20 protein-coding genes are annotated in these 20,592 nt (G+C 64.5%); 11 read left to right on the top strand and 9 right to left on the bottom strand.

The annotated features are described in order from the left end of the window. Nucleotides 1-12 precede the first annotated feature (12 nt). The 7 genes from rfbA to N5J73_RS16945 all read left to right on the top strand — a co-directional run bounded on the left by rfbA (nt 13) and on the right by N5J73_RS16945 (nt 5,372). The gene (gene rfbA, locus N5J73_RS16915) at nt 13-900 is read left to right on the top strand and encodes a glucose-1-phosphate thymidylyltransferase RfbA (RefSeq protein WP_107379078.1); all 888 of its coding nucleotides are present in this window, start codon (nt 13-15) and stop codon (nt 898-900) included. After that, the gene (gene rfbC, locus N5J73_RS16920; RefSeq protein WP_049410527.1) at nt 897-1,454 is read left to right on the top strand and encodes a dTDP-4-dehydrorhamnose 3,5-epimerase; all 558 of its coding nucleotides are present in this window, start codon (nt 897-899) and stop codon (nt 1,452-1,454) included. The genes rfbA and rfbC overlap by 4 nt, the downstream gene beginning before the upstream one ends. Further along, nucleotides 1,451-2,356, top strand: a complete 906-nt coding sequence (gene rfbD / locus N5J73_RS16925; protein WP_107379079.1) for a dTDP-4-dehydrorhamnose reductase — start codon at nt 1,451-1,453, stop codon at nt 2,354-2,356. Before rfbC ends, rfbD begins: the two co-directional genes overlap by 4 nt. 135 nt (nt 2,357-2,491) lie before the next feature. Next, a complete protein-coding gene (locus tag N5J73_RS16930; RefSeq protein WP_107379080.1) occupies nt 2,492-3,445 on the top strand; it encodes a UDP-glucuronic acid decarboxylase family protein in 954 nt (317 codons plus the stop codon). A 10-nt stretch (nt 3,446-3,455) separates the two neighbouring features. Continuing rightward, entirely contained in the window at nt 3,456-4,394 is a 939-nt protein-coding gene (locus N5J73_RS16935; RefSeq protein WP_107379081.1) for a glycosyltransferase, read from the top strand. Between the two features lie 7 nt (nt 4,395-4,401). Continuing rightward, nucleotides 4,402-4,776 carry a GtrA family protein gene (locus tag N5J73_RS16940; protein ID WP_234367980.1) on the top strand — a complete coding sequence of 125 codons (375 nt, stop codon included), beginning with the start codon at nt 4,402-4,404 and terminating at the stop codon, nt 4,774-4,776. Continuing rightward, nucleotides 4,773-5,372, top strand: coding sequence for a hypothetical protein (locus tag N5J73_RS16945; protein WP_107379083.1), 600 nt, complete (start codon nt 4,773-4,775; stop codon nt 5,370-5,372). The genes N5J73_RS16940 and N5J73_RS16945 overlap by 4 nt, the downstream gene beginning before the upstream one ends. Nucleotides 5,373-5,508: 136 nt before the next feature. Here the strand turns inward: N5J73_RS16945 and N5J73_RS16950 are convergent, their stop codons facing one another. The 3 genes from N5J73_RS16950 to N5J73_RS16960 form a co-directional block, all read right to left on the bottom strand. Continuing rightward, nucleotides 5,509-6,912: a mannose-1-phosphate guanylyltransferase/mannose-6-phosphate isomerase gene (locus N5J73_RS16950; RefSeq protein ID WP_107379084.1), complete on the bottom strand. Its 1,404-nt coding sequence runs from the start codon at nt 6,910-6,912 to the stop codon at nt 5,509-5,511. A 12-nt stretch (nt 6,913-6,924) separates the two neighbouring features. Further along, the gene (locus N5J73_RS16955; protein ID WP_107379085.1) at nt 6,925-8,271 is read right to left on the bottom strand and encodes a phosphomannomutase; all 1,347 of its coding nucleotides are present in this window, start codon (nt 8,269-8,271) and stop codon (nt 6,925-6,927) included. A gap of 97 nt (nt 8,272-8,368) precedes the next feature. After that, nucleotides 8,369-10,999: a DEAD/DEAH box helicase gene (locus N5J73_RS16960; protein WP_164078708.1), complete on the bottom strand. Its 2,631-nt coding sequence runs from the start codon at nt 10,997-10,999 to the stop codon at nt 8,369-8,371. A 158-nt stretch (nt 11,000-11,157) separates the two neighbouring features. Here N5J73_RS16960 and N5J73_RS16965 point away from each other — a divergent pair, with 158 nt between their 5' ends. Genes N5J73_RS16965 through N5J73_RS16975 form a run of 3 tightly spaced genes read left to right on the top strand, consistent with a single transcriptional unit; the run spans nt 11,158 to nt 13,156 of the window. Then, nucleotides 11,158-11,889: a CoA transferase subunit A gene (locus N5J73_RS16965; RefSeq protein WP_012509993.1), complete on the top strand. Its 732-nt coding sequence runs from the start codon at nt 11,158-11,160 to the stop codon at nt 11,887-11,889. A gap of 1 nt (nt 11,890) precedes the next feature. After that, a complete protein-coding gene (locus tag N5J73_RS16970) occupies nt 11,891-12,523 on the top strand; it encodes a CoA transferase subunit B (protein WP_164078706.1) in 633 nt (210 codons plus the stop codon). A gap of 45 nt (nt 12,524-12,568) precedes the next feature. Then, nucleotides 12,569-13,156, top strand: a complete 588-nt coding sequence (locus N5J73_RS16975) for an alpha-ketoglutarate-dependent dioxygenase AlkB (RefSeq protein ID WP_164078707.1) — start codon at nt 12,569-12,571, stop codon at nt 13,154-13,156. A 4-nt stretch (nt 13,157-13,160) separates the two neighbouring features. On the opposite strand, the gene N5J73_RS16980 is transcribed toward N5J73_RS16975, so the two are convergent. Genes N5J73_RS16980 through N5J73_RS16995 form a run of 4 tightly spaced genes read right to left on the bottom strand, consistent with a single transcriptional unit; the run spans nt 13,161 to nt 16,679 of the window. Then, entirely contained in the window at nt 13,161-13,802 is a 642-nt protein-coding gene (locus N5J73_RS16980) for an ABC-type transport auxiliary lipoprotein family protein (protein WP_088480381.1), read from the bottom strand. Further along, nucleotides 13,799-14,725: an MlaD family protein gene (locus N5J73_RS16985; protein ID WP_057500367.1), complete on the bottom strand. Its 927-nt coding sequence runs from the start codon at nt 14,723-14,725 to the stop codon at nt 13,799-13,801. The genes N5J73_RS16980 and N5J73_RS16985 overlap by 4 nt, the downstream gene beginning before the upstream one ends. Before the next feature lie 3 nt (nt 14,726-14,728). After that, on the bottom strand, nt 14,729-15,556 hold the full coding sequence (locus N5J73_RS16990; protein ID WP_049446185.1) for an ABC transporter ATP-binding protein: 828 nt from the start codon (nt 15,554-15,556) through the stop codon (nt 14,729-14,731). Nucleotide 15,557: 1 nt separating this feature from the next. Continuing rightward, nucleotides 15,558-16,679 carry an ABC transporter permease gene (locus N5J73_RS16995; protein WP_049446184.1) on the bottom strand — a complete coding sequence of 374 codons (1,122 nt, stop codon included), beginning with the start codon at nt 16,677-16,679 and terminating at the stop codon, nt 15,558-15,560. Between the two features lie 92 nt (nt 16,680-16,771). On the opposite strand from N5J73_RS16995, the gene N5J73_RS17000 reads away from it, so the two are divergent. Beyond that, nucleotides 16,772-18,031: a threonine/serine exporter family protein gene (locus N5J73_RS17000; protein ID WP_004142069.1), complete on the top strand. Its 1,260-nt coding sequence runs from the start codon at nt 16,772-16,774 to the stop codon at nt 18,029-18,031. Nucleotides 18,032-18,140: 109 nt separating this feature from the next. On the opposite strand, the gene N5J73_RS17005 is transcribed toward N5J73_RS17000, so the two are convergent. Together N5J73_RS17005 and N5J73_RS17010 are read right to left on the bottom strand one after the other, a co-directional pair. After that, the gene (locus N5J73_RS17005) at nt 18,141-18,524 is read right to left on the bottom strand and encodes an H-NS histone family protein (protein WP_005415203.1); all 384 of its coding nucleotides are present in this window, start codon (nt 18,522-18,524) and stop codon (nt 18,141-18,143) included. Nucleotides 18,525-18,747: 223 nt separating this feature from the next. After that, nucleotides 18,748-20,451, bottom strand: a complete 1,704-nt coding sequence (locus tag N5J73_RS17010) for a proline--tRNA ligase (protein WP_049446182.1) — start codon at nt 20,449-20,451, stop codon at nt 18,748-18,750. Nucleotides 20,452-20,592: the final 141 nt, after the last annotated feature.

Here is a 20,592-nt window from a genome sequence, read left to right on the forward strand (position 1 = left end):
CCGGGAGATAACATGACGCAACGTAAGGGCATCATCCTGGCCGGCGGTTCCGGCACCCGGCTGTATCCGATCACCAAGGGCGTCAGCAAGCAGCTGTTGCCGGTGTACGACAAGCCGATGATCTACTACCCGCTCAGCGTGCTGATGCTGGCGGGCATCCGCGAAGTGCTGATCATCAATACTCCGCACGAACAGGCGCTGTTCCAGCAGCTGCTGGGCGACGGTTCGCAATGGGGCATGGACATCCAGTACGCGGTGCAGCCGAGTCCGGATGGCCTGGCCCAGGCCTACCTGATCGGCCGCGACTTCGTCGCCGGCAAGCCGAGCTGCCTGGTGCTGGGCGACAACATCTTCCACGGCCACGGCCTGCGCGACGTGCTCAAGCGTGCCGACCAGCGCGTGGATGGCGCCACCGTGTTCGGCTACTGGGTGAACGACCCGGAACGCTACGGCGTGGCCGAGTTCGACAAGAGCGGCAAGGTCATCGACCTGGTGGAGAAGCCTGAAAACCCGCGCTCGAACTATGCGGTCACCGGCCTGTATTTCTACGACAGCAACGCCAGCGCGCACGCCGCCGAACTGAAGCCGTCGCCGCGTGGCGAGCTGGAGATCACCGATCTCAACAATCGCTATCTGGCCGAGGGTAACCTCCACCTGGAAGCGCTCGGCCGTGGCTATGCGTGGCTGGATACCGGCACTCACCAGTCGCTGCTGGAAGCCTCCAACTTCATCGAGACCATCCAGACCCGCCAGGGCCTGCAGGTCTGCTGCCCGGAAGAAATCGCCTTCGGCAAGGGCTGGATCAGCGCCGAGCAGCTGGAAGCACTGGCTGCGCCGCTGATCAAGAATGGCTACGGCCAGTACCTGCACTCGCTCGCCCTGCGTGGAGTCGTTCCGTGAAAGTGATTGAAACCAAGTTGCCCGGCTGCGTGGTGATCGAGCCGGCCGTGTTCGGCGATGCCCGCGGTTATTTCTTTGAAACCTGGAATGCCGAGCGTTTCGCCGCGCTGGGCCTGCCGGATCGTTTCGTGCAGAGCAATGTGTCCACCTCGGCGCAGGGCGTGCTGCGTGGCCTGCATTACCAGTGGCCGCGCCCGCAGGGCAAGCTGGTCAGCGTGCTGGAAGGCGAGGTCTATGACGTGGCCGTGGACATCCGCCGCGGCTCGCCGACCTTCGGCCAGTGGGAAGCGGTGGTGCTGAGCGCGGAGAACAAGAAGCAGTTCTGGATTCCGGAAGGCTTCGCCCACGGCTTTGCCGTACTGTCCGAGCGCGCGGTGTTCAGCTATCTGTGCACCGAGGTCTACCTGAAGGACTTCGATGCAGGCGTGCGCTGGAACGATGCGGATATCGCCGTGGACTGGCCGGTCAGTGCACCGACGCTGTCGGCCAAGGACGAGAACGCGCTCTTCCTGAAGGACATTGCCGAAGACCGCCTGCCGGTTTACGCGCCATGACCGTGCTGGTCTTTGGCGGCAACGGCCAGGTCGGCCAAGAGCTGCTGCGCGCGCTGGCGCCCCTGGGCAAGGTGGTTGCAACCACCCGTAGCGGCGTCCTGCCTGATGGCAGCCCCTGTGAAACCGCTGATTTCGGCCAGCCTGACAGCCTGACAGCCCTGCTGGACCGGCTGCAGCCGTCGGTGGTGGTCAATGCCGCGGCCTACACGGCGGTGGATCGCGCCGAACAGGACGCCGAGGCCGCGTTCGCGGCCAACGCGCAGGCACCGGGTGTGATCGCGCGCTGGTGCGCGGCGCATGGCGTGCCCTTCGTGCATTACTCCACCGACTACGTGTTCGACGGTCAGGGCAGTGCGCCCTACCGCGAAGACGAAGCGACCGCGCCGCTGGGCGTCTATGGCACCAGCAAGCGGGATGGCGAAGACGCCGTGCGCGCCGCCGGTGGTCGTCACCTGATCTTCCGCACGGCGTGGGTGTATGCCTCGCACGGTGCCAATTTCCTGCGCACGATGTTGCGGGTGGGCGCCGAGCGCGACCAGCTGCGTGTGGTGGCCGACCAGATCGGCACGCCGACCCCGGCCGCGCTGATCGCCGATGTCACTGCGCAGGCGCTGCAGTATCCGGATCCGTTGTCCGGTACCTGGCACCTGACCGCCAGTGGCCAGACCAGCTGGCACGGTTTTGCCGAGGCGATCTTCGCGGAGGCTCTGTCTTCGGGCGTGCTGTCGAAGGCGCCGTCGGTCGAGGCGATTCCCAGTTCCGAGTATCCGACCCCGGCCAAACGTCCGGCCTGGTCGGTGCTGGACAACCGCAAGCTGCAGCAGGATTTCGGCATCGTGCTGCCGGCCTGGCAGGATGGCCTGAAGCGGGTGATGGCTGAGTTGGTACCGGCCAGCGGCTGAGGCGTGGAGCGTACGCTCGATTTTCCGGGGCGACTCCTTGTTTTCGCATACAATCACCGCGATCAGTCTGTGCCTATCCATGTGCACAGGCCCGTTCGCCTCCATGGTCGCAACTTCAAAATGCCGAGGTAAGCTTTGAAACTTGAAGAGCAAAAACGCATTCTGGTTACCGGTGGTGCCGGTTTCCTCGGTTCCCATCTTTGCGATCGGCTGATCGAGGCTGGGCACGATGTTCTTTGCGTGGACAATTTCTACACCGGAAGCAAGGCCAATGTTCAGGGGCTGCTGGATCATCCCCGCTTTGAGTTGATGCGGCACGACGTCACATTCCCCCTGTATGTCGAAGTGGACCGCATCTTCAATCTGGCTTGCCCCGCCTCGCCCGTGCACTATCAGTACGATCCGGTGCAGACCACCAAGACCAGTGTTCACGGAGCAATCAACATGCTTGGCCTGGCCAAACGTGTTGGGGCGCGCATCCTCCAGGCAAGTACCAGCGAGGTCTACGGTGATCCCGAGATCCATCCGCAGGTCGAAGGCTACTGGGGACGCGTGAATCCGATTGGCATCCGTAGCTGCTATGACGAGGGCAAGCGCTGTGCGGAGACCTTGTTCTTCGACTACTGGCGTCAACATCAGTTGGAGATCAAGGTGATGCGGATCTTCAATACCTATGGCCCGCGTATGCATCCAAGTGATGGGCGGGTGGTGAGTAATTTCATCGTACAGGCGCTCAAGGGTGAGGCTATTACGATTTACGGCGATGGTAAACAGACCCGTAGCTTCTGCTATGTCGATGACCTGGTGGAGGGGATGTTGCGTCTGATGGATTCCCCTGCCGGTTTCACTGGTCCAGTCAATATCGGGAATCCTGGCGAATTTACGATGCTGGAGCTGGCTGAGACGGTTTTGCGCCTTGTCGGCGGGCACTCGACCATCGAGTTCCGCCCGTTGCCTTCGGACGATCCGAAGCAGCGTCAGCCCGACATCAGTCTTGCAAAGTCAACGTTCGACTGGGAGCCGAAGGTCTGTCTTGAGGATGGCCTGAAGGAAACCATCGCATATTTCCGTCACCGCCTGCAGGCATGAGGAAGGACTGATGCGCAAGGTCGTGGTGATGCCCGTTTACGAGGACTTGGAAGCGTCATCCAAGTTGTTCCTTGAGATTGCCCGAACGCAAGGGCTCGAGACCTACATCGTGGCTGTCGATGACGGATCCGTGCGTCAGCCCCTTGATGTTTCGGCAATTCGGGCTGCGGCTCTCGATGGTGTGGTGATCAAGTTGCGTCGCAATGTAGGGCATCAACGCGCGATCGCAATTGGTCTTAGTTATGTCGCCGAGCACTTTGGGGATGATGTGGTTGTAGTTGCCATGGATTCCGATGGCGAGGATACGCCGGAAAGCATGACCGAGCTGGTTTCAGCGCTGGATTCGCCCGAGGTAGATGTGGTCGTCGCGAGTCGGAAAAGTCGAGTGGAATCCTTGAAGTTCAAGGCTTTCTATGTTGTATACAAGATGCTGTTCTCGCTTCTCAGTGGGCGCCGGATCAGTTTTGGCAACTTCATGGCAGCCAAGATGCCTGCAGTTCGTCGACTGACCTCAATGCAGGAGTTGTGGACTCACGTTGCTGCTGCTGTGCTAGGGTCAAAGTTGCGGGTGCAGACCTGCTCGCTGGATCGGGGGCCGCGTTATGCGGGCCGCAGCAAGATGAATTTCGTCGGTTTGGCATTGCATGGCTTCCGTGCGCTGATGGTCTTTGCAGAGGACGTGCTCGTGCGTGTGGGTATTGCGTGCACACTGGTCGCAGGACTATCGGTCTGCGGTGGCGTTGTTGCTCTGCTCCTTAAAGCTCTCGGGTTTGCGACTCCGGGTTGGTTTTCTCTTGCATTTGGAATCCTCTTGCTAGTGTTCCTGCAGACCGCTGCGTTGACGCTGATCATCCTGATGCTTTCGGGCATGATCCGTAGCGGGGGCGTCTTGGTTGCAGGGAGCTACCGGGAGTTCGTTGCAGAGATTCAGTATGCCGGCCGGCAGTGAGCGACCGTTGTCCGGCCAGCTCGTTCGCTACGTCATCAACGGAGTCGTAGCTACGGTCGTGCACTATGGGGTGCTGCATTTCAACATTGAAGTTCTCCAAATTCCTGTTGCGGGCATTGCCAATGCGATAGCCGCAGTTTTCGGCATCGCTGTATCCTTCGTCGGTAATCGCTATTTCGTCTTCCATGGTCAGCAGGGCAGTCTGCTCAAGCAAGGCTCGCTGTTCTTGGGTGTGTATGTTGCGATAGCAGCGTTGCATGCCCTGGTGATGTACATCTGGGCAGATCGATTGGGATACGACTATCGCATTGGATTTCTCATAGCAACTGCGGTGCAGATGGCTTTCAGTTTCATAGCGAACAAACTTTTGGTGTTCAAATGAACAAGTGCTTGCGGGCAGGTTTGGCAACTGCCGTCTTCATTGTTGCGCTGCTGCTCACGTACTACATCCATATGCGGTACTTTCGAGTCAACGTAGTGTTCTATGCCAGCGTGCTTGATGCGGTGATCGCATTGATTCTCGTGTTTGGCACGCTTCATTTCTTCAAATGGTTCAGTGAATTCAGCAAGCTTGAGTTGATTCAGCTCGCTACGATCTGGTTGCTTGGTGGGTACTTGTTCGCAATTTCGGTGCCGACTGTCATTGATCGTTCGCTGTCGTTTTACATTCTTGAGAAGTTGCAGCAGCGAGGGGGAGGGATCCGGGAGGATGCGTTCCGTGAGGTTTTTACGGATGAGTACGTGCGAGAGCACCACTTGGTAGAAGTGCGCCTGACGGAGCAGTTGCAGTCCGGCACCATCGAGATCCAGCGCGGTTGCGTGAAGCTGACGGAGCGCGGTGAGAGGTTGGCATCATTCAGTCGTTTCTATAGGCAGAATCTGCTGCCGACTCATAGGCTGTTGATGGGTCAGTACACCGATGCGCTTACTGATCCATTCCGAAACAGTCAGATGAGCAAAGACTACCGGTGCCAATAGTGTCGCTTTTTTGGTTGTCAGCCTGACACACCCTTAGTGGTCTCAACTTTGCAACTGATCAACGAAAAAGCCAGGGTCATTGACCCTGGCTTTTCTCTGTAACGCCCTTGGCCGGTTGCAGGATTGGCAACCCACCTCAGCTGCGCCCGTAGGTATCCTCGAACCGCACGATGTCATCCTCGCCCAGGTAGCTGCCCGACTGTACTTCGATCAGTTCCAGCGGCAGTTTTCCGGGGTTGCGCAGGCGGTGGGTCACGCCCAGCGGGATGTAGGTGCTCTGGTTCTCGCTGAGCAGGATCACTTCGTCGCCGCGGGTCACTTCTGCGGTGCCGCTGACCACGATCCAGTGTTCGGCGCGATGGTGATGCATCTGCAGGCTGAGCGTGCCGCCGGGCTTGACCGTGATGCGCTTGACCTGGAAACGCTCGCCGTTATCGATTGAATCGTAGGCGCCCCACGGGCGGTAGACCTTGCGATGCCAGGCGGCCTCGCTGCGGCCTTCGGCCTTCAGTTGGGCGACAACGGTCTTGACCTCCTGCATGCGGTCTGCCTTGCCGACCAGCACCGCGTCGTCGGTCTCGACGACGATCACGTCATCCAGGCCGACCAGTGCCACCAGGCGCTGTGCATAGGCATAGGTGTTGCGGCAGTCGATGGCGATCACATCGCCCTGGTGGGCGTTGCCATCGCCGTCCTGCTGCGAGACATCGCGCAGCGCCGTCCACGAGCCGACATCGTTCCAGCCGGCGTCCAGCGGAATCACCACGGCGTCTGCGGTTTTTTCCATCACCGCGTAGTCGATGGAGTCGGAAGGAACCGCAGCGAAGGCGTCCTTGTCCAGACGGGTGAAATCCGAATCGCGACGGGCCTGCTGCCAGGCCTGGCGGCTGCCGGCCAGCATGTCGGGCTGGAAGTGCTCAAGTTCCTGCAGGTAGCGCGAGGCCTTGAACAGGAACATGCCGCTGTTCCAGTAATACTGGCCGCTGCTGACGTAACCGGTGGCGGTCTCAAGGTCGGGCTTTTCGACAAAGCGCTCGACCGCACGCAGGCCCTGGCCATCGGCGGCCTTGATATAGCCGTAGCCGGTTTCCGGACCGGTCGGGACGATGCCGAAGGTCACCAGCTTGCCGGCCTCGGCAGCGCTGGCTGCAGCCTGCACGACTGCGCGGAATGCGGCCTCATCGGTGATCACATGGTCCGAGGGCAGCACCAGCAGCAGCGCATCGGCGCCGTCGCGGGTGGCCTCCAGGGCTGCGACCGCGATCGCCGGCGCCGTATTGCGGCCCACCGGCTCCAGGATGATGCCAGCCGGCTCGGCGCCGACCTGCTGCAGCTGCTCGGCAGCGACGAAGCGGTGCTCCTCGTTGGCGATCACCAGCGGGCCATGCGCGGCGATGGGAGCGACGCGCTGCCAGGTGGCCTGCAGCATCGTCAGCTCGCTGGCCAACGGCAGGAACTGCTTGGGGTAGGACTCGCGCGACAGCGGCCACAGGCGGGTGCCGGAGCCACCGGACAGAATGACGGGCTGGATGATGCTCATGGTCGTCCTTGGTTACTGCTGAAGGAGGTGGGAAATTTCATCAGTGCGGGCCTGCATCAGCCCTGCGTCGCCGCGGGCTTCAACGTTCAGGCGCAGCAGCGGCTCGGTGTTGGAGCTGCGCAGGTTGAAGCGCCAGTCGCCGAAGTCGGCACTGATGCCGTCGGTGTGGTCCAGTACCGGCGCTTGCGCCGCGAAGTGCGCCATGACGCGGGCCACAGCGGCCTTGGCATCGGCCACCTTGAAGTTGATCTCGCCACTGCACGGATAGGCCGCCATGCGGTCTTCGACCCAGTCGGCCAGCGAGCGGCCGCTTTCGGAAATCAGCTGGGCGATCAGCAGCCACGGGATCATGCCGGAGTCGGCATAGGCGAATTCGCGGAAGTAGTGGTGGGCGCTCATCTCACCGCCATACACCGCATCCTCGGCGCGCATCTTTTCCTTGATGAAGGCATGGCCGCTCTTGCACAGCACCGGTACGCCGCCCGCCTGCTCCACCATCTCCACGGTGTTCCAGACCAGGCGAGGGTCATGCACGACCTTGCCGCCGGGATTGCGCGCGAGGATAGCCTTGGCCAGCAGGCCGACCAGGTAATAGCCCTCGATGAAGCGGCCGGTGTGATCGAAGAAGAAGCAGCGGTCGAAGTCGCCGTCCCAGGCGATACCGAAGTCAGCACCATGCTCGCGCACGGCGTCGGCAGTGGCGGCACGGTTTTCCGGCAGCAGCGGGTTGGGAATGCCGTTGGGGAAGTTGCCGTCGGGTTCGTGGCAGACGCGGATGAACTCGAACGGCAGGTGCGGGGCCAGCAGGTCGACGATGGCGCCCGCGCCGCCATTGCCGGCATTCACCACCAGCTTCAGCGGCGTGAGCTTGCTGGCATCGACATAGCTGAGCAGGTGCTGGATGTAGGCGCTCTTGTCATGCTGGGCGGTCTGCCCGGCACGCGGCGGCTGGGCCTCGGACATATCGACGGCGACCGCATCGGAGATCGCGAACAGGCCGGTATCGGAGCTGATCGGACGGGCATTCTCCTTGACCAGCTTCATGCCGTTGTAATCCATCGGGTTGTGGCTGGCGGTCACCATCACGCCGCCGGCCGCGCCGAGGTGATCGGTCTGGAAGTAGACCTCTTCGGTACCGCACAGGCCGATGTCGATCACCTCGCGGCCGGTACCACGCAGGCCTGCGGCCAGCGCATCCTGCAGCGCCGGGCTGGTCAGGCGCACATCGTGGCCGAGGACCACCGGACCGGGAGCGAGCTGTGCGGCCAGGGCGACGCCGATGCGGCGGGCCAGGTCTTCGTTCAGTTCTTCCGGCACACGGCCGCGGATATCGTAGGCCTTGAAGGCGGGCAGGGGCATCGATCAGATCCTTTGTGAGCTCAGCCCCCAATTGTAGTCCCAGTCCCGTATGGGAATCGTTTCCATCGGGGAACGCCACCTGACTGGCGTTCGGGGGTCAGGCTCGCGTCGACCGTTTGCCCGCTTTACGGGAACGTTTGCCGGGCAGGCCCGGCAACGGCGCCAGCAGCGCCTGCACGTCTTCCTCGCTGAAGCGTGGCCCCGTAGCACCGCCGCCTTCGAGAATCGAGTCGGCCAGCGTGGCCTTGCGTTCCTGCAGCTCGGCGATCCGTTCTTCAATGCTGCCTGCGGCGATCAGCCGGTAAACGAACACCGGCTGCTGCTGGCCGATGCGATGGGCGCGGTCACTGGCCTGGTTTTCGGCCGCCGGGTTCCACCAGGGGTCGAAGTGGATGACGGTGTCGGCGGCGGTCAGGTTCAACCCGACGCCACCTGCCTTCAGGCTGATCAGGAACACCGGCACCTCGCCCTGCATGAAGCGCTGCACCGGCGTAGCCCGGTCCTGGGTGTCGCCGGTCAGGGTCACATAGGCCAGCCCGAGCTCCTCCAGCGCCTGCGCGATCAGTGCCAGCATGCCGGTGAACTGCGAGAACACCAGGACCCGCCGGCCTTCCTCGACCATCGACGGCAGCATGTCGCGCAGCAGCTCCAGCTTGGCCGAGCCGGCATTGCGTGCCGGGGCGTCGCCCGGCAGCAGGCGCGGATCGCAGCAGACCTGGCGCAGCTTCAGCAGGGCATCCAGCACCACGATATGGCTGCGCGCCAGCCCGCTGCCGCTGATGGCCTCGCGCACCTGCTTTTCCATCGCTGCACGCACGGTTTCATAGAGATCACGCTGGCCGCCCTCCATGTCCACCGCGCGGGTAATGAGGGTCTTGGGCGGAAGCTCTGACGCGACCTGGTCCTTGCGCCGGCGCAGGATGAAGGGACGCAGGCGCTGCGCCAGCAACGTGGCGCGACGGTGGTCGCTGCCACGTTCGATCGGATGGCGCCAATGCTGGTTGAACTGCTTCTCGCTGCCGAGCAGGCCGGGCAGCAGGAAGTCGAACTGCGTCCACAGCTCGCCCAGATGGTTCTCCAGTGGCGTGCCGGTCAGGCACAGGCGATGGCGGGCCTGCAGCGTGCGCAGGGTAATGGCCGCGCGTGACTTCGGATTCTTCACCTGCTGGGCTTCATCCAGAATCAGCAGATGGTAGGCATGTGCCTGCAGCGCCTGCTCGTCGCGCCACAGCAGGGGATACGTGGTCAGCACAAGATCATGCTCGGGAATCGCCTCGAACAGTGCTTCGCGCGTCGGTCCGTGCAGGGGCAGCACCCGCAGGCCAGGGGTGAAGCGTGCGGCTTCGCTCTGCCAGTTGTGCAGCAGCGAGGTCGGCACCACCAGCAGCGCCGGCTGGTCCAGGCGGCCACTTTCCTTTTCGACCAGCAGATGCGCCAGCGTCTGCAGGGTCTTGCCCAGCCCCATGTCATCGGCCAGCACGCCGCCCAGACCCTGCTGGCGCAGGTACTGCAGCCACGACAGGCCTTCACGCTGATAGGGACGCAGCGTCGCCACCAGTCCCGCCGGTGGCGGCACTTCACCCAGTGCGGGTGCCTGCATCAGGCGCTGCACCAGCGCCTGGGTGTCCTTGCGCCCCCGGAACTGCAGGCGCGCCGTATCCCGCAGCGCCTGCAGGCGCCCACGGTCAAGCGCTGACAAGCGCAGCGGCGCGCCACGCTGGGCGAACAGGTCCGCCAACAGCGCCATGATCGGCTTCAATCGAGCGGCCCGCAGTGCCAGGCGGGTGCTGTCGCCTGCCATCAACAGGATGTTCTCGTCATCGCCGATGGCGTCCAGCTGGCCACGCATCCAGCGGGGATCGGACTGCAGCACCTGCTGCAGCAGCGGAACCATCGACACGTTGCGGCCTTCCACCTGGATGTCCAGGCCCAGGTTGAACCAGCCCGCATCCGCCGGGTCGGCCTGGATGTCCAGGCCGATCTCATCCACCCGGGTGATGCGATGGCGGAAATCGTCGTCCGTCTCCACCTTCCAGCCCAGGGCTTCCAGGCGCGGCACGTCGTCCAGCAGGAACCGTGTCCAGTCATGGGTGCGCAGCTGGAACTGCGGGCCTGCGCCGTCCAATGGCGCCCGTGGTTCCACGTCGCGATGCAGTCCCACCGTGCGCAGCTCGGCCTCGCGCCGTGACTCCTCAACCAGGTCGCGGGGCAGCAGGGCGAGCTGGCCCTCCGGATCGTGTGCGAACAGGCTCGGATCATCCAGGAACCGCACGTGCTCGTCGTATTCGAAGGCCACGGTCGCGATATCGGCCCATTGCGAAGGGTCGCGGGGGCCGAGCCACGGCGGACGGAACTCGACCGTGTGCAGGCGCAGGACGGGCGTCATCGAACGGATCAGCAGCGTTGGCAGCGTGCTGCTGTCGTCGGGCATGGGGGGCGTATGGTCGATCTGCTGCAGCATCTGCGCCAGCACAGCCGCCACGTGCATGCAGTCGTGGCCGAGCAGGCAGGAACACCGATTGCGCAGCAGGCTGCGCGGATGGCGAAGGCTGGCGGCCAGGTCGATCTCCACCCGGTAGGAGTAATTGGCCGGGATCTTTACCTCAGCGACCAGAATGTCACCGAACAGACGCATGCTGTGGACTTCCGACAGGCCATGGTCGCTCATCTCCAGCGTCCGGCCTTCCATCCAGCGGAGCAGGTCTTCTTCGGTGTAGGTATGGGCCATCAACGAGGGTGGGGCGGGCACGGGGCCGGCCATTGGCAGGGGAACCCGGCATTCTACGGAACCCTGTGCGATGCCCGTGCAATGCTGCGGCGCATCCAGGCCCTCCGCCGCCCTCCAGCTAGAATGCGGTCATCCTCAACGTGCAGGGTAGTACAGCAATGCAGCAATCGACTTCCACCGGCAAGCGCGGCAAGCGCTTCGCCAGTGCGGCGGAGGCCCTGCAAGGGGTGGTCGCCGATGGCCAGACGCTGGCCGTGGGCGGCTTCGGCCTGTGTGGCATTCCCGAGGCCCTGATCGCCGCGCTGCGCGACAGCGGTGCCAAGGGCCTGACCGTGATCTCCAACAATGCCGGCGTCGATGGTTTCGGACTGGGCCAGCTGCTGGAAACCCGGCAGATCAAGAAGATGATTTCGTCCTATGTGGGCGAGAACAAAGAGTTCGAGCGGCAGTTCCTGGCCGGCGAGCTCGAGCTGGAGTTCAACCCACAGGGCACCCTGGCCGAGCGCCTGCGTGCCGGCGGCGCGGGCATTCCGGCGTTCTTCACCGCCACCGGCTACGGCACGGTGGTGGCTGAAGGAAAGGAAACCCGCGAGTTCGACGGCAAGCACTACGTAATGGAAACCGCGCTGCGCGCCGACGTGGCGCTGGTCAAGGCGTGGAAGGCCGACGAGGCCGGCAACCTGGTGTTCCGCAAGACCGCGCGCAACTTCAACCCCGCCTGTGCGATGGCCGGCAAGGTCTGCATCGTGGAAGTGGAAGAGGTGGTGCCGGTCGGTGCCATCGACCCGGACCAGGTGCACCTGCCGGGCATCTACGTGCACCGCATCGTGCACAACCCGCATCCTGAGAAGCGTATCGAACAGCGCACCATCCGCGCGGAGGGCAACTGACATGGCGTGGACCCGCGATGAGATGGCGGCGCGTGCCGCCCGCGAACTGACCGATGGCGCCTACGTGAACCTGGGCATCGGCCTGCCGACCCTGGTCGCCAACCACATCCCTGAAGGCGTGGACGTGTGGCTGCAGTCGGAAAACGGCCTGCTTGGCATCGGCCCGTTCCCGACCGACGCCGAAGTGGACGCCGACCTGATCAATGCCGGCAAGCAGACCGTCACCGCGCGTGACGGTGCCAGCTATTTCGGCAGTCATGACAGCTTCGCGATGATCCGCGGTGGCCACGTCAACCTGGCCATCCTCGGCGCCATGCAGGTCACCGACAAGGGTGACCTGGCCAACTGGATGGTGCCCGGCAAGATGGTCAAGGGCATGGGCGGTGCGATGGATCTGGTGGCCGGCGTGCAGCGCGTGGTGGTGTTGATGGAGCACACCGCCAAGAACGGCGAGCACAAGATCCTGGCCGAATGCACGCTGCCGCTGACCGGCGTGGGCGTGGTCGACCGCATCATCACCGACCTGGCCGTGTTCGACGTGACTGACAAGGGCCTGCTGCTGGTGGAAGCAGCGCCGGGTGTCAGCGACGACGAACTGAAAGAAAAAACGGGCGTGACGTTCCAGCGCGCTTGATGCCGTGAGGGCGGTCAAGTGCCGCCCCCATCCTGCGGGGCCTTGATGCTGTTTCCCCATGATCTCCCCGATGCTGATGTCCAGCACCTGCCGGGCTGGTTGGCTGCCGCCGATGCCGACGGGCTGTTGTCCGCGCTGCAGGCCGACGTGGCCTGGGAGATCCATCGCATCCGCATGTTCGGCAGCTGGGTGGATTCGCCGAGGTTGAGCTGCTGGATCGGTGACCCGCAGGCGCGCTACCGCTATTCCGGGGCTGAATTCGTTCCGCACCCGTGGCCACCCACGTTGCAGGCCATGCGCGAGCGCCTGCAGGCGGAAGGCTTCGGCCGCTTCAACAGCGTACTGCTGAACCGCTATCGCGGCGGCGGCGACTACATGGGCTGGCACAGTGACGACGAACCCGAACTGGGCCCGATGCCGGTGATTGCTTCACTGAGCCTGGGCGCGGCACGGCGCTTCCTGCTGCGCCGGCGCGACGACCCGGCGCGGAAGGCCGAGTATCTGCTCGGCCATGGCGATCTGCTGGTGATGGCCGGGCAGACGCAGAGGTTCTACCAGCACGCGTTGCCAAAGATGGCGCGGGTGCAGGGTGAACGGATCAACCTGACGTTCCGCTGGATTACGCCGCGCTGATCGATCAGCGCGTGACAGTCGGCTGGTCGGCCTGCCCGCTCTGCAGCGTCCAGCCCACCATGTCCTGTGCCAGCTGCTGCAGGCCACGCTCGAAGGCCGCGGTCACCGCCGGTACGTCGGTACTGCCGACCGGCTGCGCCTGGCGGAAGGTACGGTCGGCGACCACGCGCTGGTCGGCCACATGGATCAGCTTGGCGTTGACCTCGATCACCACCGTTGGCGTCGCCTGGCCCTGGTAATCGGATTCGAAGCGGCGCACGTCGGTGGACAGCTTGTAGTCGGCGCGGATGCCGGCAGTGCTGCGGGCCACGCCGCGGATGCGGCCGGAGTCCTCGAAGCCGCGCAGCAGGGTGTCTTCGATCATGTCGGTGGCCGGCTGTGCCCAGCTGGCCCCCTTGTAGATCTCCATCTGCGACGGTGTCGGCCGCACGTTGATGCGAGGGCTGTCGACCATGCGCGCGGCGCTGGGCTTTGCCAGTACCAGCTGCCAGCTGGCCTGCGGCCACGCCGGATCGGCCTTGACCTGCACCGACGGCGAGTACAGCGTCACCGCGGTTTTCTCGCTGCTGCCAAGGATGGAGCAGCCGCCCAGCAGGGTGACCATCGAAGCGGCCAGCAGCCGGCGCGGAAGGGTGGTCGGGCTCATTTGGGTTCGAACTCCTTCGGTGCGTCGCGGCCCAGCAGGTAGCGCGCGGGGTTGTTCTCGAGGCGGTCGCTGACCCGGCGCAGGTCGCGGATCAGACCGCGCAGCTCGGTCAGTGTCGGGCCCAGCTGGCCGAGGCCATCGTTGGCGAAGCTGTTGATCGCGGCGCGGTTCTCGCCAAGGATCGAATCGGCGTTGCCGGCGGCCGAATCGAGCTTGGCCAGGGTGCCGTCGAGCTTGTCGATGATGCCCGGCAGCTGCTGCACCAGATTCCTGTCCAGGCGCTCGATGGTGCCGTTGGTGGTCTTCAGCGTGGTGTCCAGGCTGCGGGCGGCATCGCGCGCGCTGAGCAGCAGCGCCTGCGTGCCCTGATCACGGTCGGCCAGGCCGCCGCTGATCGTTTCCAGGTTGGCCAGCGTCGCGTTGATCGAGGCCACGTTGCGGTCGCTGAGGATCTGGTCCATGCGCTCGACGATGCGGTTGGCGACGTCGGTGATGTTCTGCAGGGCCGACGGCGTGGTCGGAATGATCGGCGCCGGATCCTTGTTGACCGTGGTCAGTGCCGGCGACTGCGGCGTGCCGCCGCTGAGCTGGATGATCGACGGGCCGGTCAGGCTGGTGATCGCCAGCTTGGCGCGGGTATCGGTCTTGACCGGCGTGTTGGAGTTCAGGCGGATGCGCGCGACGACCTGGCGCGGGTCGTCGGGCACCAGGTTCAACTCGGTGATCGAGCCCACCGCGATGCCGTTGTACTGCACCGGGCTGCCCACCGACAGACCGGTCACGGCTTCGCGGAACACCACGCGGTACTCCTGCCAGGTGCGGTCGGAGGAGTACTTGGCGGCCCACAGGCCGAAGGCCAGCAGGGCCAGGCCGGTGATCAGGGTGAACGCGCCGATCAGCACGTAGTTGGCTTTGGTTTCCATGGCTCAGGCACTCTCGATCTGTTCGCCACGCGCGGCACGCGCGCGCGGTCCGTGGAAGTATTCCTGGATCCACGGATGATCCAGTTTCTCGATGTCCGGCAAGGGGGCGTTGGCCACCACCCTGCGGTCGGCGATCACCGCCACCCGGTCGCAGATGGCATACAGCGTGTCCAGGTCGTGGGTGATCAGGAAAACAGTCAGGCCCAGCGCTTCCTGCAGGGTCTTGATCAGGCGGTCGAACGCCGCCGCACCGATCGGGTCGAGACCGGCGGTCGGTTCGTCCAGGAACAGCAGCGGCGGATCCAGTGCCAGCGCCCGGGCCAGGCCGGCGCGCTTGCGCATGCCACCGGACAGCTGCGAGGGCAGCTTGTTGATCGCATCGGCGGGCAGGCCGGCCAGCTTCACCTTCAACAGCGCCAGCTCGTAATGCCAGCGCTCGGGCAGCTCGCGGTGGTGTTCCTTGAGCGGTACCTGCACGTTCTCGCCCACGGTCAGCGACGAAAACAGCGCGCCGTCCTGGAACAGCACGCCGGTATTGCGTTCGATGTGCAGCCGGCTCTCGGTATCATCGGCACGCGCGTCGCGGCCAAGCACTTCGATCTGCCCGGCATCGGGCACGCGCAGGCCGAGGATCGAGCGCATCAGTACCGACTTGCCGGTACCCGAACCACCCACCACGCCCAGAATCTCGCCGCGGCGCACGTCCAGGTCCAGGTCTTCGTGCACGGTCTGGCTGCCGAAGCGGTTGACCAGCCCGCGCACGCGGATGGCCAGGTCGTGGCCGTCGTCGTCCTGCATGGGAATTTCTTCGGGTGTCGGATGCGTGCTCATGTCACCAGTCCATGTGCATGAACCACAACGCCGCGAAGGCGTCGATGATGATCACCAGCGAGATCGTCTGCACCACGCTGGAGGTGGTGCGTTCGCCCACCGACTGCGCCGTGCCTTCGACCTTCAGGCCTTCCAGGCAGCCGATCAGGCCGATCACCAGCGCGAACACCGGCGCCTTCGACAGGCCGACCAGCATGTGCCGCACTTCCATCGTCTCGTGCATGCGCGCGATGTACATCTGCGGCGGGATGTCGAGGTCGAACGCACCGACGGTGATGCCGCCGGCCAGGCCGGCGACCATTGCAATGAAGGTCAGCAGCGGCAGGGTGACCAGCAACGCCAGCAGCCGTGGCAGCACCAGCAGGTCGATCGGATCCAGGCCCAGGGTGCGCATCGCGTCGATTTCCTCGCGCGCCTTCATCGCACCGATCTGCGCGGTGAAGGCGCTGGCGGTGCGGCCGGCCAGCACGATTGCGGTCAGCAGCACGGCAAACTCGCGCAGGAAGGCGATGTTGACCAGTTCGACCACGTAAATTTCGGCGCCGAAGTCGCGCAGGATGGTCGAGCCGAGGAAGGCGATCACCGCGCCGACCAGGTACGACAGCAGCGCTACCAGTGGCACCGCATCCAGGCCCACCTGTTCCATCTGGTGCACGGTGGCGGTGAGCCGGAACCGGCGCGGTTCCTTCACCAGGCGTGCGGCCTTGACCAGGTTCTCGCCGAGGAAACTGCACAGCGCCTTGATGTTGTGACCGGTGGCATGGACGCTGACACCCAGCCGTTCCAGCGCCGCCAGCACGCCGAAGTCCCGCTTGGGCTTGGGCCGGTCGTCGGCGACTTCCTCGATGGTGCACACCAGCGCCTGGTGATCCGGGCGGAACTTCAGTGCGTCCTCGCCGAGGTCGGCGCGATGGGCTACGCGCAGCACCTGCAGCACGCCGGCCGAATCCATCTTCTCGATGGCGGTGGCATCGATGCCGGTCAGCTTATCGGGAACGCCGCGCAGGACTTCGGCCGCGGCCAGCGCGGTCTTCAAGGTCCAGGTGCCGGACAGGTGGATCACGCCCGGGTCATGGGCATCCTGTTCGAGCTGGGGGGCGTGGTTCGGGGTCACTTGGGCCATTCGGGTCGCAGCATAACCGTTCTGTATTGGGCATCGCGTCGAACTCGGATGAATTTCTCCGGTAAGGCCCAGCCTAGGTAATACTACGGCGCATGTCCGCAGACGCTCACACGATCCCCACGCCCCAGGCCACCTACGCGCAGCGCGTGGCCTTCGTTTCCGAGATCGCCGGACGCCTGCACAGCTATGGCACAACGGCTCAGCGCCTGGAAACGGCAGTAGTGGCACTTGCCCGCCAGCTCGATCTGGATTGTGAACCGTGGTCGAATCCCACCGGTATCATCCTCAGCTTCAGCGACCCGGCGCAGGCGATCGGCTCCAGCGACATCACCCGCGTGATCCGGCTGGCGCCCGGTGAAAACGATCTGCACAAGCTCAGCGTCGCCGACCATATCGCCGAGGAAGTGGCCAACGGGCGGATGAGCATCGCCCAGGGCCACACCGCGCTGCGCCAGCTGGACAAGGACCCGGGACGCCGCGGCAAGCTGCGCACCATCCTCTCGTTCACCCTCGGCGCGGCCGGCGTGGCCGGCATGTGGAAGCTGCCGTGGCTGGACATCGCCACCGCCGGTGTCATCGGCCTGATGATCGGCCTGCTCGGCATGGTCACCGACCGTCGCCCGGCAACCCGCGAAGCCGCCGAGGCACTGGCCGCGCTGCTGGCCGGCCTGGTCGCCACCCTGGTCGCGTCCTTTGTTGGTGCACTCAACCTCAATACGGTGATCATCGCCTCGCTGGTGGTGCTGCTGCCGGGCATGTCGTTGACCAATGCGGTCAACGAGCTGGCCAGCCAGCATTGGGTGTCGGGGACCGCGCGCTTCGCCGGTGCGCTGACCACCATCATGAAACTCAGTGTCGGCGCGATGATCGCGGTGACCCTGGCCGACGTGCTCGGGCTGGATCCGGTGATCCGCGCCACGCGGCCGCAGGGGCCCTGGGTGGAGTGGGGTTCGCTGCTGACCGCGGCATTCGCCTTCGCGATGCTGTTCAAGGCCAACCGCCGTGATTACCCGTGGGTGATCGCCGCCTCGGTGGCCGGTTATGCGATCTCCAAGTTCGGTGGCCACGCCTGGGGCGCGCCCGCCGGTATCTTCCTGTCGGCGATGCTGCTGACCGCCGGTGGCAATCTGTTCGGCCGCCTGGTTGGCCGACCGGGTGCGATCATCCGCCTGCCGGGCATCATCATGATGGTACCCGGCAGCACCAGCCTGCGCGGCGTGCTGACCCTGGTCCAGCAGCAGGACGTGGGCGCCGGCCAGAGCGTGTTCCTCACCGTGCTCAACGTGGTGATGGCGCTGGTGGCGGGCCTGCTGTTCGGCAACCTGCTGATGCCTGCTCGCAAGACTCTGTAGAGCCGAGCCCATGCTCGGCTTCGGATATGGATAGCCGAGCGTGGGCTCGGCTCTACAAACAAAAAACGCCGGCTTTCGCCGGCGTTTTTCATTGCATCCCGATCTGGCCTCAGGCCTTCTTGATCAGGAAATCTTCCGGCTTCTTGTTGCCCTTGGCGGTCAGCTCGGCCATCCAGCGCGGCTGCTTGCCACGGCCGGTCCAGGTTTCCTTCGGGTTGGCCGGGTTGCGGTACTTCGGGGCAACCTTGCCCAGCTTGCGGCCAGCGGTCTTCGACGGTGCCTTGGCGACCTTGGCTACCTTGCGGGCGCGCGGGGCCGGGGCGTCGCCGAACAGTTCCTCGATGGTGTAACCCTCGGTCTTGGCCAGCTTGGTCAACTGGGCGCGAACCTTGGTGATCGGCCGGCGCTTGGCGACGATGGTCTGCTGTTTCTTGGCGGTGCGGATCAGGGCGCCCAGCTCGCGTGCCGACAGGCCGGTCAGGTCAATGCTCATTTACGGTTACTCCGGAAACTAATGTGTGGACGGGACGAGCCAGTCCATGGCGTCGGCGGACAGAATAAAGATGAATTAATCAGAGTACAAATGCAGGCAGGACAAGGCTTGGCGACATGCCGGCCGCATTGCGTCGATTTTGACCGGATTATGTCTGCTGCAATATTGCTCAAGGGGGCGTCAGGTAAAAAAAAGACCGGGGCATGCCCCGGTCTTTTACTGATCAACCCTGCAGGCGCTGCAGCAGGGTGGCCTTGTCCAGGCTTTCCGCTTCGCTGGCGCGGCGCGAGCGGTACTCGTAGGTACCGGCGGCCAGGCCGCGTTCGCTGACCACCACGCGGTGCGGGATGCCGATCAGTTCCATGTCGGCGAACATCGCGCCCGGGCGCAGGCCTCGGTCGTCCAGCGCCGCGTCCAGGCCTGCATCGCGCAGCTCCTGCAGCAGGTTGGCGGCTGCATCGGCCACGGCGGCGTCACCCTTCGGGTTGATCACGCACACCACCACCTGCCACGGCGCCATCGCGTCCGGCCAGATGATGCCGGCATCGTCATGGTTCTGTTCGATCGCGGCAGCGACCACGCGCGAGATGCCGATGCCATAGCAGCCCATCGCCATCACCGCCGCCTTGCCGTTCTCGTCCAGCACGGTGGCATCCAGCGCTTCGGCGTACTTGCGACCCAGCTGGAACACATGGCCGACTTCGATGCCACGGGCGATCTTCAGTTCGCCACCGTCCAGCGCGCGGTCACCGGCACGCACGTTGCGGATGTCGGCCACTTCCGGTTCCGGCAGGTCACGGCCCCAGTTGACGCCGGCCAGGTGGAAACCGGCTTCGTTGGCGCCGACGACGAAGTCGGACATCGCCGCCACTTCGCGATCAGCCACCACGCGGATGGCCTTGGCCGGGGCGACCGGGCCGAGGAAGCCCGGCACGCTGCCCAGGTACTCGGCGATTTCCGCCTCGCTGGCAAAGCGCTGTTCTTCCAGGCCGGCAACCTTGGCCAGCTTGATCTCGTTGACCTCATGGTCGCCGCGCACCAGCACCAGCACGAACTGCTGTGCCTTGCCTTCGCCGGCGATCAGTGCCACCGACTTCACCGTGCGCTGCAGGTCGATGCCGAGCAGCGCCGCGACATCCTCGCAGGTCTTCTGGGTAGGGGTGTCGACCTTGCGCATGGCCTCGCTGGCGGCCGCACGCGGTGCCGGATCGGCGGCGATTGCCGCTTCCATGTTGGCCGCGTAGTCCGAACCGGTGGAGAACACCAGCGCGTCTTCGCCGGAATCGGCGATCACGTGGAATTCCTGCGAGGCATCACCGCCGATCGCACCGGAATCCGCCTGCACCATGCGGAAATCCAGGCCGAGGCGGGTGAAGATGCGGCTGTAGGCCGACTTCATGTTCTCGTACTCGCGCACCAGGCACTCATCGTGCAGGTGGAACGAATAGGCATCCTTCATCAGGAACTCGCGCGAGCGCATCACGCCGAAGCGCGGACGGATCTCGTCGCGGAACTTGGTCTGCACCTGGTAGAAGTTCACCGGCAGCTGCTTGTAGCTGGACAGCTCGCTGCGCGCGAAGTCGCAGGCGGCTTCCTCGGCGGTCGGGCTGTAGCAGAACACCTGGTCCTTGCGGTCCTTGATCTTCAGCAGCTGCGGGCCGAATTTCTGCCAGCGGCCGGTCTGCTCCCACAGTTCCTTCGGCTGGATGGTCGGGATCTGGAATTCCACGGCACCGGCGCGGTCCATTTCCTCGCGCACGATGCGTTCGACCTTGCGCAGCACGCGCAGGCCCAGCGGCGACCAGGTGTACAGGCCCGATGCCAGCTTGCGGATCATGCCCGCGCGCAGCATCAGCCGGTGGCTGGTCAGCTCGGCGTCGCTGGGGGTTTCCTTGGTGGTGTGCAGGTGGAACTGGGAGAGGCGCATCGTCGGCTTCGGATAACGGCAGAGACGCCTATTCTGCCAGCCCGGCCGGGGGGAGGGGTATCGGCAGGGCTGCGCCCTGCACCCGCCTCAAGCAACGTCAACTGCAACTGCCGAAGCAACGGCAAAGGCGAGTTTACTGGG

Source organism: Stenotrophomonas sp. GD03654, assembly GCF_029845105.1.
Classification (GTDB): Bacteria; Pseudomonadota; Gammaproteobacteria; order Xanthomonadales; family Xanthomonadaceae; genus Stenotrophomonas; species Stenotrophomonas africana.

What these genes read in the sequence shown, in the direction of transcription:
- rfbA (WP_107379078.1), top strand. Translation starts at nt 13, where the DNA reads ATGACGCAACGTAAGGGCATCATCCTGGCCGGCGGTTCCGGCACCCGG.
- rfbD (WP_107379079.1), top strand. Translation starts at nt 1,451, where the DNA reads ATGACCGTGCTGGTCTTTGGCGGCAACGGCCAGGTCGGCCAAGAGCTG.
- N5J73_RS16935 (WP_107379081.1), top strand. Translation starts at nt 3,456, where the DNA reads ATGCGCAAGGTCGTGGTGATGCCCGTTTACGAGGACTTGGAAGCGTCA.
- N5J73_RS16945 (WP_107379083.1), top strand. Translation starts at nt 4,773, where the DNA reads ATGAACAAGTGCTTGCGGGCAGGTTTGGCAACTGCCGTCTTCATTGTT.
- N5J73_RS16950 (WP_107379084.1), bottom strand. Translation starts at nt 6,912, where the DNA reads ATGAGCATCATCCAGCCCGTCATTCTGTCCGGTGGCTCCGGCACCCGC.
- N5J73_RS16955 (WP_107379085.1), bottom strand. Translation starts at nt 8,271, where the DNA reads ATGCCCCTGCCCGCCTTCAAGGCCTACGATATCCGCGGCCGTGTGCCG.
- N5J73_RS16960 (WP_164078708.1), bottom strand. Translation starts at nt 10,999, where the DNA reads ATGGCCCATACCTACACCGAAGAAGACCTGCTCCGCTGGATGGAAGGC.
- N5J73_RS16965 (WP_012509993.1), top strand. Translation starts at nt 11,158, where the DNA reads ATGCAGCAATCGACTTCCACCGGCAAGCGCGGCAAGCGCTTCGCCAGT.
- N5J73_RS16970 (WP_164078706.1), top strand. Translation starts at nt 11,891, where the DNA reads ATGGCGTGGACCCGCGATGAGATGGCGGCGCGTGCCGCCCGCGAACTG.
- N5J73_RS16975 (WP_164078707.1), top strand. Translation starts at nt 12,569, where the DNA reads ATGCTGTTTCCCCATGATCTCCCCGATGCTGATGTCCAGCACCTGCCG.
- N5J73_RS16980 (WP_088480381.1), bottom strand. Translation starts at nt 13,802, where the DNA reads ATGAGCCCGACCACCCTTCCGCGCCGGCTGCTGGCCGCTTCGATGGTC.
- N5J73_RS16985 (WP_057500367.1), bottom strand. Translation starts at nt 14,725, where the DNA reads ATGGAAACCAAAGCCAACTACGTGCTGATCGGCGCGTTCACCCTGATC.
- N5J73_RS16990 (WP_049446185.1), bottom strand. Translation starts at nt 15,556, where the DNA reads ATGAGCACGCATCCGACACCCGAAGAAATTCCCATGCAGGACGACGAC.
- N5J73_RS16995 (WP_049446184.1), bottom strand. Translation starts at nt 16,679, where the DNA reads ATGGCCCAAGTGACCCCGAACCACGCCCCCCAGCTCGAACAGGATGCC.
- N5J73_RS17000 (WP_004142069.1), top strand. Translation starts at nt 16,772, where the DNA reads ATGTCCGCAGACGCTCACACGATCCCCACGCCCCAGGCCACCTACGCG.
- N5J73_RS17005 (WP_005415203.1), bottom strand. Translation starts at nt 18,524, where the DNA reads ATGAGCATTGACCTGACCGGCCTGTCGGCACGCGAGCTGGGCGCCCTG.
- N5J73_RS17010 (WP_049446182.1), bottom strand. Translation starts at nt 20,451, where the DNA reads ATGCGCCTCTCCCAGTTCCACCTGCACACCACCAAGGAAACCCCCAGC.